The sequence below is a fragment of the Brevibacillus antibioticus genome (genome assembly GCF_005217615.1).
GTDB classification, from domain to species: domain Bacteria; phylum Bacillota; class Bacilli; order Brevibacillales; family Brevibacillaceae; genus Brevibacillus; species Brevibacillus antibioticus.
On record NZ_SZNK01000001.1, the window covers coordinates 3,250,723 to 3,264,889 of the forward strand.

Here is a 14,167-nt window from a genome sequence, read left to right on the forward strand (position 1 = left end):
CCCTTCTACTGTCAGAATCGTTTGATGACTTTAGTCTAGCCCAATTCCAGCTCGTTGAGAAGTCGTCTTCAACAGTTGATCGACATGCTGCATAGCTCCTTGCAGTCTATCGGCATAATTCCCTCGCAATGTCACGTACGTAATTCCCCGCTCGTCCAGCATCTGACGCAGCTTTTCGTGATTGTGCAGGCGCACTTGCTCTTCTCCGTGCACACGCAGTCCATCATCTACCCATGCGACATCTGGCTCCATCAATAGCCACAAATCATACACTTGCTCTTTGGCAATCTGGTCAAGAACAGGGAAGGTTTGCCCGGTGTACAGTTCAGAGTAAAACTGGGTGACAATCGCTTCGGTATCGATAAACAAGAGCTTGTTGGCTTGCTGGAGCGCTTTGTATTCTTCCATTTTGTGACCATACGCGATGTGCGGGAAATACTCCGGTGTCAAAATCGTATCGCAGCCCCCGACTTCTTCGCAGATTGTGCGCCCATACTCCTCGACAAACACGGTGTTGTAGATTTTCGCAAGATAGCGGGTCAAGGTCGATTTTCCGCAGCTCTCTGTTCCTACTACGACTACCTTTTTGACGAAATAGGGCTGAACAATAGCCGGGATGTGCTGCCAATGAGCGAAGACCCCCTCGTTGCGAATCTGGGTAGCAGAGATCGGCACTTGGCTGCGTGACTCATCGAGAATGATGTGCGCTGCCTCCGGGTATAAACGGCGAAAAATCGGATCATAGGCGGACTCTGAGCTAAAAACCAGATCAATTTTTTTCCCGATCTTGCGCTTGATGTCCGCTGCTCCCGCCTCCCAATCGTAGCTCTCGTCGCTATCCGCAAGATCCTCGACTACAAGCACACGGACATTTTCCATGTCCTTAACCAGCGTGGACAGCCATCTCAACCGTACTTCATAGGGAATGGGCTTGATTCCTGCCTCCTCACACAGCTTTTGGTCGCGTGTAGGGCTGTGCGAGAGAACGACGTACAGCTCGTCGCAGCGGCAGGCCGCCTGTGTTATTGCGTATACATGTCCTTGATGAAGTGGCAAAAATTTGCCGCCAATGAAGCCTACGCCCCCCATGTCTGCCCCTCCCTTTGCTTGCGATACTGTCTTACCCAGTTCATCAAGCCGTAGATGGCATTCACCAAATAAGCGGACCACATGACCAGCATCGAGATATCGCTTCCGTCCTTCAAAAACGCTACCAGCCACATGTAGATCGTGAACAAATCAATGATGATCCAGACCACCCACTGCTCGACCAAGCGCTTCACCATGAAAAGCATCGCGATGACGGAGAGAACAGCCGTCAAGGAATCGACAAAAGGCAAAGCCCCGCCCATTTGTTTCAATATAAACCCATAGGCAATCGTTGCAATGATACTCAAGAGAGTCCACCAGATGCGTGCACGATTGGACAAAATCGTAATCTTGACGTCATTCTGTTTGACTTCCGACACGCGGTTTTTACGCCACAAGTAGAGTCCTATGAATTGCATCGGCAAAAAATAGAGAAGATTCAGCATGACTTCGCCATAGTACTTTTGCCCATAGGCAACGAACGCGTACAAAACCACATTGATGATACCCGGGTAGTAGCTCCACGTCTTTCCTTTGGCGACGAGCACGACACTCACCATCCCTGTCAAGGAGGCGATCAAGCCGATGAATGTATCATCCAGCGCGAAATACAAGTAGAGGGTAACGAGTGTAAACGAGATGAGCCAAATTTTTTCAAACCAATTCCAGTCTGCTAAAAAGCCGGTGCTTTTCGCATTCATGCGAATCTCTCCTTGAACGCTCGCAGGTTTTCCTGGCGCGCAGAATTGTCGTAGACGGCAAACACGATGTGGTCAAAAAGCTGTGCATACTGTTCCTCGATCAAAACAGTCGCAAAGTACTCTGCTACGTCCTCCGCTTTGTTGCGGAATACTCCGCAGCCGTACGCCCCCAAAATGATCGTCCGGTGGTTGTGGATGGCTGCTGCCCGCAAAATTTTTCGGATGCGCTCCTTCATGACAGGGCCAATCTTTGCGACATTTTCAGGCTCTCGCTCACGAACAACCCCCGCATTCACAGCAGGCGCCGTAACGAAAGACAAGAGGTATGGATCAGGCAAAAGCTGATCGCTTTGGTCGCGGAGCACGGGGACCCGCGGTGAATAAATCATGTAGTCGGAATAAAAGCAGGTTTTCAACTGGCGATGGTAGGTGTACATTTCCTGCATTTGCACGATGCAAGGATACAGACCAGAGGAACGCGCCAAGCTCTCTTCCTGCGCCTGACTTCCCCCTAGGAATCCTCCGCCCGGATTTTTGGCGGAAGCAAAATTCAAGCATACGGCATCTGCTCGTTTTTCTGAAACGACGAGGCGCTTGGCTGCATCCAGGCTGGATTCCGAGGTGACCTCGATCTTGGCACGCAGTTGTGCAGCTGTTGTTTGCTTCGATGGCAATTGGACTGCGTCTGCGGCCAAATCATTTGGTCGATACAGAACCGACTGGCTGATGGCAGTAGTGAGCTCCTCCGTAATGCTCTTCTTTTCTCCCGCTTTGTTCACGTAATAGCCCTGCTCTATGATTTGCAGCGTCTCTTGCGCGATTCGTACGCGCACGCTTCGATTGTGTCCCTGATTCATTGTGATTTCCTCCCTGGTACGGTCCCTACGTCTGATCCATCCATTCCGGGTTAAAGCGGAAATACTTGGATGGTCGGTGCCCGGCATGTTTACGATATTGATTCGTTTCCAAAACTTTGTCGGCTACCTTCCTGCGAAAGGCCGCAGCCAACAGCTCACGTCCCAAAATCACTTCGTACACTTGTTGCAGATCGCTTAGCGTGAACAGCTCCGGCATTAGGGCAAAGGCGATATCCGTGTATTCAATCTTGTTACGCAATCGCTCCAATGCGTATTGAATGATTTTGGCGTGATCAAATGCAAGGTTGTTCGTCTCTACGATTTCGCGGGTCTCACGTATGGTGCGGCCCGTTACTGTTTTGGTAATTTTAATCGTGGCAGACAGTTCCTCTCTCTCATGTACAAGACGCAGCTCCAGCCATTTTTCAGTAATGGAGCCGTCACTAGTCCCCGTCTTCGTTTCTTTTAGCCACCTGTCCTCGATGCGGTACCACTCCGCTTCCTCTGCATCATCCCCTGCCTGCAACTGTAAAGACGAGCTGTCAACCAAGGCCATGTACGACGTGCTAATCACCCATGTCCGTGGATCCCTGCCCGCATCGCCCCAGGTGTAGAGCTGCTCCAAGTAAATGTCGTCTACGTTTGTTTCCGTACGCAGCTCGCGTCTGGCTGCCTCCTCCAGACTCTCCCCAGGTGTAACAAACCCACCCGGCAACGCCCATTGGCCAATATACGGATGCTCACCACGCTTCACGAGCAATATTTTCAACGACTTGGGCGAGAGCTTGCGGTAATTCTCCTCCAGCTCATCCATCACGGTGAATACCAGCATATCGACTGTCACAGACGGTCGCTCGAATTGGCTGACATCATAAGCTTCCAAGTACTCCTGTTCCGTTTGACCTTGTTTATTGACAGAAGGTTTATCTTTCATCCAATCGCCTCTTTTTGCTGCTGAATTGTTGTTGTCTTTTTGTTATTAACAAAATGTTATTATCAAGTTGTTGGTATCATATTACTCTTTCCTTTTATTGGTGTCAACAAAAAATCCCCACTTTCAAGTAAGGGGTTTTATTTGTTGTTGAAAACAGCCGCGTAGAAGAAGCGCATTTCCAGTCCAAGCGCCTCTGGAGCCCGCCCTAGCGTAGTAATAAATGGCGGGGGTTTTCAGCTTCACTTATGGAATACCTCTTCGAAACTTCCACGTTTGAAGCGCTCCCGCCATTTATTACGAAGCGGACAGTCTTCACCCCTTGCGGGGCGGAGGCCGAAGCGTAGACTGGAAATGCGCTTCTTCCCACCACCCTAGCCACTTTTTAAAACAAAACAAAAAGCCCCCTGCCAGCTAAATTCACTGACAGGAGGCTTCTTAAAACTATTAATAGCTTAGATTAAGCAGCACTCGGATCGGCTTTTACTGCCTGAACATAATCGTCTGCTTTCTTTTGGTCGAACTGACCTTCCCAACGAGAGATCACAATTGCTGCCAACGCATTACCTACTACGTTAACAACTGTACGAGCCATATCCATCAAACGGTCTACACCGGCGATGAAAGCAAGACCTTCTACTGGGAGACCTACAGAGCCGAGCGTAGCCAACAGTACTACGAACGATACTCCCGGTACACCAGCGATCCCTTTAGACGTAACCATCAGTACGAGCATCAGCGTGATCTGTGTGCTGATTGGCATGTGAATCCCATACATTTGCGCAATGAACAGAGCAGCCAGTGCCTGATACAATGTGGAACCATCCAGGTTGAAGGAGTAGCCTGTCGGAATAACAAAGGACGCGATCGCCTTCGGACAGCCCATCTTCTCCATTTTTTCCATAATTTTAGGCAGTACAGTCTCGGAGCTGGAAGTGGAGTAAGCCAACAACAGCTCGTCCTTCAATACACGCAGAAGGGAAGTGATTTTGATTCCGCTGATACGTGCGATGATGCCCAATACCACCAAGATGAAGAACACCATGGCAACGTGAACCAAAATAACCAGTTTCCCCAATGGAATCAAGGAAGACAAACCGAATTTGGAAACGGTAACACCAATCAGTGCAAAAACACCGAACGGAGCGAAACGCATGATGGTGTTCACAACCCAGAACATGGCGTCCGCGACTCCATTGAAAAAGTTGAGAACCGGCCTTCCCTTCTCCCCTGCTGCTGCGACACCAAGTCCAAACAGAACCGAGAAGAAAATAATCGCTAACATATCACCACGAGCAAGCGAATCAAAGATATTCGTTGGTACAATCTTAACGAATGTTTCCACCATACCGTGGCTCTGTGTTGCTTCTGCCGTGTCTACATACTTGTGGATATCAGTCTTGGTAAGGACTGTTCGATCCACGCCGACACCCGGTTGAAAGATATTGGCCGCCAAAAGACCAATGATAATGGCAATCGTGGTAACGATTTCAAAATACAGAATTGTCTTACCACCGATTTTACCGAGCTTCTTCATGTCACCTACGCCTGCTACGCCCACAATAAGCGTGGCAACAACGATCGGAACGACAATCATTTTAATCAATCGGAGAAAAATATCACCGATAGGCTGTAAATAGGTCGCCACTGCCGGGTTGCCGTAGAAAATAGCACCCACCAGGATACCCAGAATGAGACCGACGACAATCTGCATCGCTAATCCAAACCGCTTCATCCTGACACCTCGCTATGAAAGAATAAGATGTGACTCTCAAGACGATATGCTTATACGCATCAAACTTGAGTGGTATATAGGTGAGCATCATATCATGACTTTTTGTGTTTTCCCCTTTTTTGTATTTTTTTCATTTCTTTGTTTTTTCTGATATCCTCTATCAATTTCGCGATATGATTGGGTTCATTGTATTCATTTCTGGAAAAATGATAAAATAAAGGAATCAACTTTCAGCGATCTTTCATTCAGAATGGAGCGCAGTCATGACGATTCGGAAAATGATCATCCTGCTACTAGTTCTAGCAGTCGGGTTGTTTCTTTTGCCTTACTCCGTCCCCTTTTTGCTAGCACTGCTAACAGCAATTCTGGTTGAGCCGCTCGTCTTGTTTCTTATCAAAAGACTACGCATGAATCGGATGAGTGCGGTAATCGCATCCTTCTTCCTCTTCCTCATTTCTTTTGGGATCGTACTGTACTGGATCGGCACACAGATTGTCATTCAGGGAATGGTTTTGGCTCAGCGATTACCGGCTTTTTCGCAGCATATTTTTGAGTTAGTCGAGTCCTATTTGATGAGCTGGGAAACTTACTATGCGTCGTTACCTGCCGAAACCGTCTCAGAAATCCAGAGTGTCTTCGCTGGGCTGAAAAGCTGGGCGCTTACTTCAGCCTCCACGGTTGCCAAAGGTATTCTCGGCGTAGCAGCCATCGTTCCAGGCTTTTTGATCTCCACGATTATTTACTTAGTTGCCTTGTTTTTGATCAGTCTCGATTTACCGAAGCTGCGTGCTGGGTTCATGAGAATGTTCACCGTATCTGCTCGTGAAAAGATCGAGGTGGTTATCTCTCAATTGAACCGTGCCACCCTTGGTTTTTTACGTGCCCAAATCATCTTGAGCCTGATGACGTTCGCGCTGTCCTTATTGGGATTGCTCATTTTGCAGGTCAAGTATGCAGCCGTCATTTCTCTCATGATCGTTTTCGTCGATATTCTCCCCATCTTAGGCACAGGCTCGTTCCTCGTCCCATGGGCTATTTACACCTTCTTGATGGGCAACTCTTCTTTGGCAATCGGCCTGATCGTCATCTTCCTCGTGATTACGGTCGTCCGCCGCATTATTGAACCAAAGATACTCGCATCTAATCTGGGAATAAGCGCACTGGCCGCTCTTGTCAGCATGTTCCTCGGATTTCAGGTGCTGGGATTTTTCGGGTTGATACTTGGTCCAGCGCTCGTCATTATCTATGAGGCGCTGAGAAAAGCTGGATTCTTGAATTTCAAAATCGATTTTTGATGGGCACAAAAGAGTAGGTAGTGCTACGGCCGTTTTTTCCGGTAATGGAATCGGAAAAGCGGCCGTTGATATAGAAAGATATATGGGGGAGAGCATATGTGTGCATACAAAGAACTGACCACCTCACAACGGACAATCATGACGCCAGGGCCCGTCGAGGCAGAGCCTAGTGTTCTTCGCGTGATGGGTTCACCCATTTTGGGACAATTCGATCCAGAATTCACGAATATCATGAACGAAACAATGGAGATGCTTCGGAAATTGTTTCAGACATCCAATCATTGGGCATTCCCGATAGACGGAACTTCCCGGGCGGGCATCGAGGCCGTTTTGTGTAGCATAATCGAACCAGGAGATCGGGTGCTTGTACCCATTTATGGACGATTCGGGCACTTGCTCACGGAGATTGCGGAAAGGTATGGCGCAGATGTGATGACGATGGAAACGCGCTGGGGAAGTGTCTTTGAACCGCAGGACGTCATTGCCGAAATCGAGCGAGTTCAGCCCAAAATCGTAGCAATGGTTCACGGCGAAACATCCACTGGCTGTGTTCAGCCTTTGAAAGAAATCGGAGCAGCTTGCCGCCGAATGGATGTCCTATTTGTCGTCGATGCTGTCGCTTCGATCGGCGGGACAGAAGTGAAGGTAGACGATTGGTATATCGACGCATGTATAGGTGGTACTCAAAAATGCTTGTCTGTCCCCTCTGGGATGGCTCCTATCACGTTTAATGCTCGTGTAGAAGCACTCTTGCTCCAACGGAAAAAGATCGAGCGTGGACTGGCTGATCCCTCTGCTCCGAAATCTGCTCAAACCCGAACGATCCGCAGCAACTATTTTGACTTGAGCCAACTCATGGATTACTGGGGACCTGCACGGCTGAACCACCATACGGAGGCGACAACGATGCTGTACGCATTGCGCGAGGGAGTGCGCATTGCCCTCACAGAAGGTCTGGAGGCGAGATTCGCCAGACATCGCTTGCATGAACAAGCCTTGGTCGCTGGTGTGTTGGCGATGGGATTGCAGCTCTATGGCGATCCGGCTTGCAAGCTTCCCGTCGTGACCTGTATCAAAATTCCTGACGGGCTCGACGGAGAGTCAGTCCGTGCTATGCTGCTCGAAGATTTTCATATTGAAATTGCCAGTTCCTTCGGGCCGTTAAAAGGGACAATCTGGCGGATTGGCACAATGGGCTACAGTTGCCGGAAGAAAAATATTTTGCATGTGCTAGGTGCGTTGGAAGCGGTTCTCATCCGGCATGGAGCCCGTGTACACGCAGGGCGCGCCGTTCAAGCCGCGTTGGATATCTACGATCAGGAACAAGCACAAAATAGCTAGCCCCTTTTAACCGGAAAAAGCCTTTGTCCTCCCCACTTACTCAGGGGTAGACAAGGGCTTTTCTTCCTTCTGTACACGTGCCAATAAATCAACGATGTGCACGGCCTCCATCTTTCCTTCCAGTCCAGCTCGATGAATGCCTGCTTTCATTTGCAATAGACAGCCCGGATTCGAGGTCACGAGAATGTCTGCTTGGGTAGCCGCTACATGACCCATTTTTACATCCAAAAGGCTCCCGGCCATCTCAGGCTGCACTAGATTGTAAATGCCAGCTGAACCGCAGCAGCGATCTCCTTCGCGAAGCTGTACGTATGTGGCTCCCGGAATGGCTTGTAAGAGACTCACTGGCTCTTTTGTCACCTTCATCCCGTTGCGAAGGTGACAGGAGGATTGATAGGTGATTCTTTGCGGTAATAACTGCCATTCTTTTGGTTCGACGAGGCGTGCAAGCACCTCGCTAATATCCTTCACGCGTGAAGCGAACCATTGTGCCCTCTCCTGCCATTCGGCATCTTCCGCCAGCAGATGGTCGTATTCTTGCAGCATCGCACCGCAACCACCTGCATTGGATACAATGATATCCACGTCAGCCTTGTGAAAAGCTGCCACGTTTTTTCGCGCCAGATGGCGAGCCTGTTCACGTTCACCGCTATGTGCATGGAGAGCACCGCAACAAACCTGGTCTGGAGCGATGAGGACCTCACAGCCTGCCTCACTTAGAAGCCGCACCGTGTTGCGATTCGTCTCATTGAATAAGACATCCATGATGCAGCCATGAAACATTCCAACACGATACTTGCGTTCGCCTACGGCTGGAATAACCGTGCCACCGAAAAAATCCACGATACCTTTTCCAGATGCTTCAGGAATGATCGCTTCCATCTCTCGCATTTGCTTTGGCAGAATGGACAGCACCCCCAGCTTGCGAACGGCTTTTTTCACACCTGAGCGTTGATAAAAGCGCAAGAGTCCGCCGAGCTGGTACATGCGCTTCTGATGAGGAAACAGGTGGAAAAACGCGAGCTTGCGGACGGCTTTGACCCACCAAGAATGCTCCTGCACCTCTTCGATCGCTTCTCTCGTCTGTTCGATCAGCTGACCGTACTGCACACCTGCCGGGCATACCGGCTCACATGCCCGGCAGCCTAGACACAGATTCATTTGATCGACGAAATCTTTGTCCGGCTCCATGACACCGTCTGCTACGGCTTTCATCAAGGCGATGCGACCTCGTGGAGAAGCCGCCTCATAGCCTGTTTCCTGAAAGGTCGGACAGGCAGGCTGGCAGAAGCCACAACGCATGCAATTGGACAGTTCATCGTAATCGAGTTTCTTTACCAAGGCTTCTTTAAGCACGCTGGACCACCACTCTGTTCCGGGAGTGTTTCGCAAACATCTTGTCAGGGTTCAGGAGATTATGAGGATCGAAAGCATGCTTGATGCCTTTCATGATCTCGATACCTGAGGCCCCTACCTTCCACTCCAAATACGGTGCCTTGACGATTCCTACACCATGCTCTCCCGTAATCGTTCCGCCCAAATCGATTGCCGCCGCGAAAATTTCCTCGAAGGCATGCTCGACACGCTCGATCTCTTCCGTGTTGCGAGCGTCTGTCATACAGGTCGGATGTAAATTGCCGTCTCCTGCATGGCCAAAGGTGCAAATTTGCAGTCCGTAACGCTCTGTAATCTCTTGGATTGCGGCGACCATCGGGGCAATCGCGGCACGGGGAACTGTTGCGTCCTCCAAGATGGTCGTCGGACGCATCCGTGACAATGCGGCGAGCGCACTGCGTCTGGCAGTCATTACCTCATCAGCTTCCTCGACTGTCGTCGCTACCTTGATTTGGACGGCATCATTCTTCTGGCAAATAGCAGCAATCTGCTCCATGTCCCGTTCGACTGTCTGCGGCTCTCCGTCCTGACCGATCAGGAGAATTGCCGCCACATTTGTCGGAAGCCCGATCTGTTTGAAATCCTCGACAACACGGATCGTGCCCTGATCGAGAAATTCAAGCGTGCCAGGGATGATACGATTGGCAATGATATCGGAAACAGACCTCGCCGCCTGTGCCATATCTGCGAACATCGCAAGCATCACTCGCTGTGTCTGCGGCTTCGGAATCAGCTTGAGAATAGCCTCGGTAATGATCGCTAATGTGCCCTCGCTACCGACCAAGAGCTTGGTCAGATCATAACCCGCCACATCCTTCATCAGCTTGCCCCCGGTACGAATGACTTCTCCGTTCGGCAACACAGCTTCGAGACCCAGCACGTAATCCTTGGTTGTTCCGTACTTCAACCCGCGCAGTCCACCCGAATTAAGCGCAATATTCCCGCCAATCGTGGAGATGACCATACTGCCTGGATCGGGTGGGTAAAACAAACCGAGTGCCTCTACCGCCTGATGGATGTCGACCGTTCGGACCCCCGGCTGCACCGTAATCGTCAAATTTTGCTCGTCAATCTCTACGATCTGATTCATCCGGCTCAACACCAAGACAATCCCGCCACCGACTGGTATCGTTCCGCCGCATAGATTGGAGCCAGCTCCACGCGTCACAACAGAGATGTGGTGTCGTGCTGCAACTCGCATGACCTGTTGGACTTCGTCTGTGCTCTTCGGCATGACGACCACATCCGGCAATGCTTGCTGCATCGGCGTCGCGTCATACGAATAGGCAACTAATGCTTCCTGTTTATCGAGACAGTTTTTCTCTCCGACGATGGCACGCAGCTCTTCGCGAATGGATTCTGGCAGCATGGAATCTCCCATCCTTTCCCAACAACTTAGTCCAACTGCTAAATCGGTCCCCTGATTCTTCCATTGGTAACATTCAACAGACGAGTGGCCTCTTCCCTGCCCGATCCGGTCAATACTTCCAGTCCTACGACCACACCACGTTTGGTCACATCGTATTTATGGTACATTCTTCGAAACCCCTATTTATTAATTATCTGAAATTTCACTCCTATTATCACACATATTATATGCAGTAAAATTACACATTTCAACCGATATACATTAAATTTTATTACTCGAAATAATAACGCAAACAAGCCGAACCTCTTTTACAAAGGCTCGGCTTGTCTTCCTATTTAAGGATCGTATTACGCAAACAAACTGATCAGGTTCCCATCCGGGTCCTTCACAATGGCATACCGCTGGCCCCAAAACGCATCCCACGGCTCACGGTGACTCTCGTAGCCATGGGAAATGATTTTCGTATACAACGCATCAAGCGCCGCTGCATCCTCACACAAAAAAGCCAGCTCAATCCGATGCCCGACAGGTGCTTCCCATCCTCCATACACACCCTTGGCAACTTCCATTGTATCAAAGGCCAGACGAAAACCGTCCTGCGCTACCTCCACATGCGGCTCTTCATTTGCTCCCTCGGGAATATCGAAACCGAGTACCCGATAGAAATCCAACGCTTTTTTCATGTCCTGTACAACAATCCCTACCATATCAAGCTTGATTCCCACATCACTCACTCCTGTTCGCTCATGATTTCTTGCTGGACGCGCTTGGGCAGTTTTTGGAGCACCGTTCCGTACGCATGCTCGATCATCCTTTCCCATAAGCCTTCGGGAATATCAGCGTCCAGGTAAACAGAATTCCAATGGGACTTATTCATGTGATAGCCGGGTACGATCCCTTCGTAGGTCACGCGCAATTCCTCCGCACGCATCGGATCGCATTTTACGGTGAGGATGCGAACACCTTTGGAATCGCCTCCGATCATGGCAAATATTTTGCCTCCGACATGGTAGCGATCGCATTCCCAATCCATCTGATAGTCATGGGTGGCACCGGGCTGCTTCCGGCAGTATGTATCTAATGTGTGTTCATTCACATGAATTCACCATCCTTTCTTTAGGGTAACGCGTCTCGACAAAAGAAGATTGTAAAAAACGGACAACTTTTAAAGACTATTCATTCGCACGATTTGGCGAAATCATTTTACTTGGAGCTACACCATAAAAAGTGTGAAAGCTTTTGATCAAGTGCGACTGATCGTAATAGCCACATTGGAGAGCTGCATCTGTAAACGAAGTGCGAGTTCCCTTAGCCAGCATTTGCAGCAGCCCTTGAAATTGAATGATTCGGCCCAGTTCCTTCGGGCTCATACCCAATTGTTGTTGAAACGTCCTGCGCAAGGTTCTCTCGCTGTAATTCACTTTCTCAGCGAGCGCTGTCATGGAAAGATTTCCTCTGTATTCATATAAATAGTTCATGCTGGTCAATAGCAACGGGTCTGCTCGATCATCCCTCCACAATCGTTTGATAAGCTCCCGCTCCAAAAAAGCGATCCGCTCCGCCGTATTGGAAGCTTCGAGCAAGCCTTCTATCACCTCATTCGCCTCTTTACCCCAGATGTCTTCCAGATTCGGATGATGTCCATTGATCACGGCGACAGGGTAGCGCAAAAAGCGAGCTGCTCCCTCCGCGTAAAATCGGATGCCAATCATGGATTGTGGTTCAGTCAATGGGATCACCTCATACGTCCTCATCAGTCCCGTTAGAAATGCCCCCTTCTGATAGGAAGTGGCATCGAGATTGAAAATGATATCGACGCATCCATCGGGTATGACCCGGCTTGCGGATGCTATCCCTTTACCGTCGTATTCTGAGGTCCAGTAGCAGGCGATATCGTTCACCAGACATTTGCTGGGCATGTACTCCTGATAGTGATAGGCATTTTGGGCGCTCGCTCGTTGCAGAGTCGGAGGTTGCACCGGACGGAATTGCCTCATGATTTTCGCCATCCTTGTCCTATGATTAGAACATATATTCCCCCATAATCCTTTAACTCCTTCTTACGCCCTTAGCCATTTTTGAAAAACGTCCCTTGTTAAAATAAAAACGGTCGCGAACACTTCTGCATATGCTGGGACGAATGGATTTTTCGTAAAGTGAGGTGCATGATGTGATCTCCTCCTCCAAGTGGAGCCTTCATCAGTTCTTTTCAGAAAGTCCTTACATTCGTCCTTACCTGCCGCCTACTGCTTTATATCAGCCCGCAAACTTGGACTCGTATTTAGCGAAGTATTCTACCGTCTATATCAAACCAACGAGAACCCATATGGGGAAAGGCATTATTCGTGTCTGGAAAACAGATCGTGGGGACTATCAATTTGTGAAGGAGCGCGGAGAGCCTGTGCAAGCAAATTCTTTAGCTGACTTGAAGCAGCAGCTTGCCGTGCAGTGTACAGAAAAAAATTATGTCATACAAAAAGGGCTGGATTTAGCTGAAATCGACGCTCGTCCCTTTGATATTCGCGTCATGATGATGCGCAATGGCCTGGGCAAATGGCAATATGCTGGCATGCTAGCTAAGGTAGCTGGTGCCGACAGTATTATTACCAATGTCGCTCGCGGCGGCGGATATGCCGTAACAGTCCCGCATGCCTTGAAAAAGTCCGGAGCTGTCACACCCGACAAGATAAAAGGGATCGTCTCTTTGTTGATCCAAATCAGTCACCGTGTATGTGCCCACTTTAATAAATATCGGCACAGTGCGCAAATCGGCGTCGATTTTGCTATTGATAAAACTGGAAACCTCTCCATTATTGAGGTCAATTACGACTTTCCATCCCATGGGCTGTTTGCCAAGCTCAAAGACAAGACCTATTATCATACGATTAAAAGACTTCACTATCAGTATAAAAACCGCGTGAAACGAAAACAGAGGAAGGCATAATCGCCCTCCTCTGTTTGTCTGATTCCTGAATATGTCTTATTCGTGTGCCAATGTCGTTCCTTTTGTCTCCAGCATGGAGGTGCAGTTCGGGCAGCGCGTAGCCTTGATCGGAATCGCGGAGATGCAATGCGGGCACTCTTTGGTCGTTACAGGCGCTTGCTCCACTTCTTGCTTGCGTTTGAAACGGTTGAGCTGCTTGATGACGATAAAAATGGAGAAGGCAATAATGACAAAATCAATCACAGAGTTGAGGAACAACCCGTAGTTCAGCGTCGCAGCATGTGCTTCTTTTGCTTCGGCGAGTGTCTTATGAGGAACCCCGCTCAAATTGATGAACAAGCCGGAGAAATCCACCTTGCCTAGAAGCAATCCGATCAATGGGGTAATAATGTCATTAACGAGTGAGGTCACAATTTTCCCAAAAGCCCCACCGATCACGACACCGACAGCGAGATCCATCACGTTTCCCTTTAACGCAAACTCTTTAAACTCTTTTAACATAATGACTTC

Annotated in this window: 15 protein-coding genes; 3 read left to right on the top strand and 12 right to left on the bottom strand. The window is 49.3% G+C overall.

The features are described 5' to 3' along the window. Positions 1 to 30 precede the first annotated feature (30 nt). The 5 genes from nadR to E8L90_RS15170 form a co-directional block, all read right to left on the bottom strand. Positions 31 to 1,089, bottom strand: coding sequence for a multifunctional transcriptional regulator/nicotinamide-nucleotide adenylyltransferase/ribosylnicotinamide kinase NadR (gene nadR, locus E8L90_RS15150; protein ID WP_137030109.1), 1,059 nt, complete (start codon positions 1,087 to 1,089; stop codon positions 31 to 33). Then, positions 1,077 to 1,790, bottom strand: a complete 714-nt coding sequence (gene pnuC / locus E8L90_RS15155) for a nicotinamide riboside transporter PnuC (RefSeq protein ID WP_137030110.1) — start codon at positions 1,788 to 1,790, stop codon at positions 1,077 to 1,079. The genes nadR and pnuC overlap by 13 nt, the downstream gene beginning before the upstream one ends. Continuing rightward, positions 1,787 to 2,647, bottom strand: coding sequence for a TIGR02452 family protein (locus E8L90_RS15160; protein ID WP_137030111.1), 861 nt, complete (start codon positions 2,645 to 2,647; stop codon positions 1,787 to 1,789). Before E8L90_RS15160 ends, pnuC begins: the two co-directional genes overlap by 4 nt. 25 nt (positions 2,648 to 2,672) lie before the next feature. Next, positions 2,673 to 3,581, bottom strand: coding sequence for an NUDIX hydrolase (locus E8L90_RS15165; RefSeq protein ID WP_137030112.1), 909 nt, complete (start codon positions 3,579 to 3,581; stop codon positions 2,673 to 2,675). Between the two features lie 457 nt (positions 3,582 to 4,038). Continuing rightward, complete coding sequence (locus E8L90_RS15170) at positions 4,039 to 5,313, bottom strand: cation:dicarboxylate symporter family transporter (RefSeq protein ID WP_137030113.1); 1,275 nt, start codon at positions 5,311 to 5,313, stop codon at positions 4,039 to 4,041. A gap of 263 nt (positions 5,314 to 5,576) precedes the next feature. Between E8L90_RS15170 and ytvI the strand changes: the two genes are divergently transcribed. Beyond that, positions 5,577 to 6,608, top strand: coding sequence for a sporulation integral membrane protein YtvI (ytvI, locus tag E8L90_RS15175; protein WP_137030114.1), 1,032 nt, complete (start codon positions 5,577 to 5,579; stop codon positions 6,606 to 6,608). A 96-nt stretch (positions 6,609 to 6,704) separates the two neighbouring features. Next, entirely contained in the window at positions 6,705 to 7,949 is a 1,245-nt protein-coding gene (locus E8L90_RS15180) for a pyridoxal-phosphate-dependent aminotransferase family protein (protein WP_137030115.1), read from the top strand. A 36-nt stretch (positions 7,950 to 7,985) separates the two neighbouring features. Here the strand turns inward: E8L90_RS15180 and E8L90_RS15185 are convergent, their stop codons facing one another. The 6 genes from E8L90_RS15185 to E8L90_RS15205 form a co-directional block, all read right to left on the bottom strand. Continuing rightward, positions 7,986 to 9,305, bottom strand: a complete 1,320-nt coding sequence (locus tag E8L90_RS15185; protein ID WP_137030116.1) for a (Fe-S)-binding protein — start codon at positions 9,303 to 9,305, stop codon at positions 7,986 to 7,988. After that, positions 9,298 to 10,713 (bottom strand): FAD-binding oxidoreductase, encoded by a 1,416-nt coding sequence (locus E8L90_RS15190; RefSeq protein WP_137030117.1) that lies wholly within the window; start codon positions 10,711 to 10,713, stop codon positions 9,298 to 9,300. The genes E8L90_RS15185 and E8L90_RS15190 overlap by 8 nt, the downstream gene beginning before the upstream one ends. A gap of 38 nt (positions 10,714 to 10,751) precedes the next feature. Next, positions 10,752 to 10,880, bottom strand: a complete 129-nt coding sequence (locus E8L90_RS31120) for a hypothetical protein (protein ID WP_279633655.1) — start codon at positions 10,878 to 10,880, stop codon at positions 10,752 to 10,754. Between the two features lie 180 nt (positions 10,881 to 11,060). After that, positions 11,061 to 11,438 (bottom strand): VOC family protein, encoded by a 378-nt coding sequence (locus E8L90_RS15195; protein ID WP_137030118.1) that lies wholly within the window; start codon positions 11,436 to 11,438, stop codon positions 11,061 to 11,063. A gap of 5 nt (positions 11,439 to 11,443) precedes the next feature. Then, a complete protein-coding gene (locus tag E8L90_RS15200) occupies positions 11,444 to 11,809 on the bottom strand; it encodes an MmcQ/YjbR family DNA-binding protein (RefSeq protein ID WP_137030119.1) in 366 nt (121 codons plus the stop codon). A gap of 76 nt (positions 11,810 to 11,885) precedes the next feature. Further along, the gene (locus tag E8L90_RS15205; protein WP_244297235.1) at positions 11,886 to 12,710 is read right to left on the bottom strand and encodes a DUF6597 domain-containing transcriptional factor; all 825 of its coding nucleotides are present in this window, start codon (positions 12,708 to 12,710) and stop codon (positions 11,886 to 11,888) included. 173 nt (positions 12,711 to 12,883) lie between these two features. Here E8L90_RS15205 and E8L90_RS15210 point away from each other — a divergent pair, with 173 nt between their 5' ends. Next, the gene (locus tag E8L90_RS15210; RefSeq protein WP_137033463.1) at positions 12,884 to 13,657 is read left to right on the top strand and encodes a YheC/YheD family protein; all 774 of its coding nucleotides are present in this window, start codon (positions 12,884 to 12,886) and stop codon (positions 13,655 to 13,657) included. Positions 13,658 to 13,693: 36 nt separating this feature from the next. On the opposite strand, the gene mscL is transcribed toward E8L90_RS15210, so the two are convergent. Continuing rightward, a complete protein-coding gene (gene mscL / locus E8L90_RS15215; RefSeq protein ID WP_137030121.1) occupies positions 13,694 to 14,158 on the bottom strand; it encodes a large conductance mechanosensitive channel protein MscL in 465 nt (154 codons plus the stop codon). Positions 14,159 to 14,167 lie beyond the last annotated feature (9 nt).

Excerpts from the sequence above, each read along its gene's own strand:
- E8L90_RS31120 (WP_279633655.1), bottom strand. The coding sequence starts at position 10,880 with ATGTACCATAAATACGATGTGACCAAACGTGGTGTGGTCGTAGGACTG.
- E8L90_RS15205 (WP_244297235.1), bottom strand. The coding sequence starts at position 12,710 with ATGAGGCAATTCCGTCCGGTGCAACCTCCGACTCTGCAACGAGCGAGC.
- E8L90_RS15160 (WP_137030111.1), bottom strand. The coding sequence starts at position 2,647 with ATGAATCAGGGACACAATCGAAGCGTGCGCGTACGAATCGCGCAAGAG.
- E8L90_RS15180 (WP_137030115.1), top strand. The coding sequence starts at position 6,705 with ATGTGTGCATACAAAGAACTGACCACCTCACAACGGACAATCATGACG.
- pnuC (WP_137030110.1), bottom strand. The coding sequence starts at position 1,790 with ATGAATGCGAAAAGCACCGGCTTTTTAGCAGACTGGAATTGGTTTGAA.
- E8L90_RS15190 (WP_137030117.1), bottom strand. The coding sequence starts at position 10,713 with ATGCTGCCAGAATCCATTCGCGAAGAGCTGCGTGCCATCGTCGGAGAG.
- mscL (WP_137030121.1), bottom strand. The coding sequence starts at position 14,158 with ATGTTAAAAGAGTTTAAAGAGTTTGCGTTAAAGGGAAACGTGATGGAT.
- E8L90_RS15170 (WP_137030113.1), bottom strand. The coding sequence starts at position 5,313 with ATGAAGCGGTTTGGATTAGCGATGCAGATTGTCGTCGGTCTCATTCTG.
- nadR (WP_137030109.1), bottom strand. The coding sequence starts at position 1,089 with ATGGGGGGCGTAGGCTTCATTGGCGGCAAATTTTTGCCACTTCATCAA.
- E8L90_RS15165 (WP_137030112.1), bottom strand. The coding sequence starts at position 3,581 with ATGAAAGATAAACCTTCTGTCAATAAACAAGGTCAAACGGAACAGGAG.
- ytvI (WP_137030114.1), top strand. The coding sequence starts at position 5,577 with ATGACGATTCGGAAAATGATCATCCTGCTACTAGTTCTAGCAGTCGGG.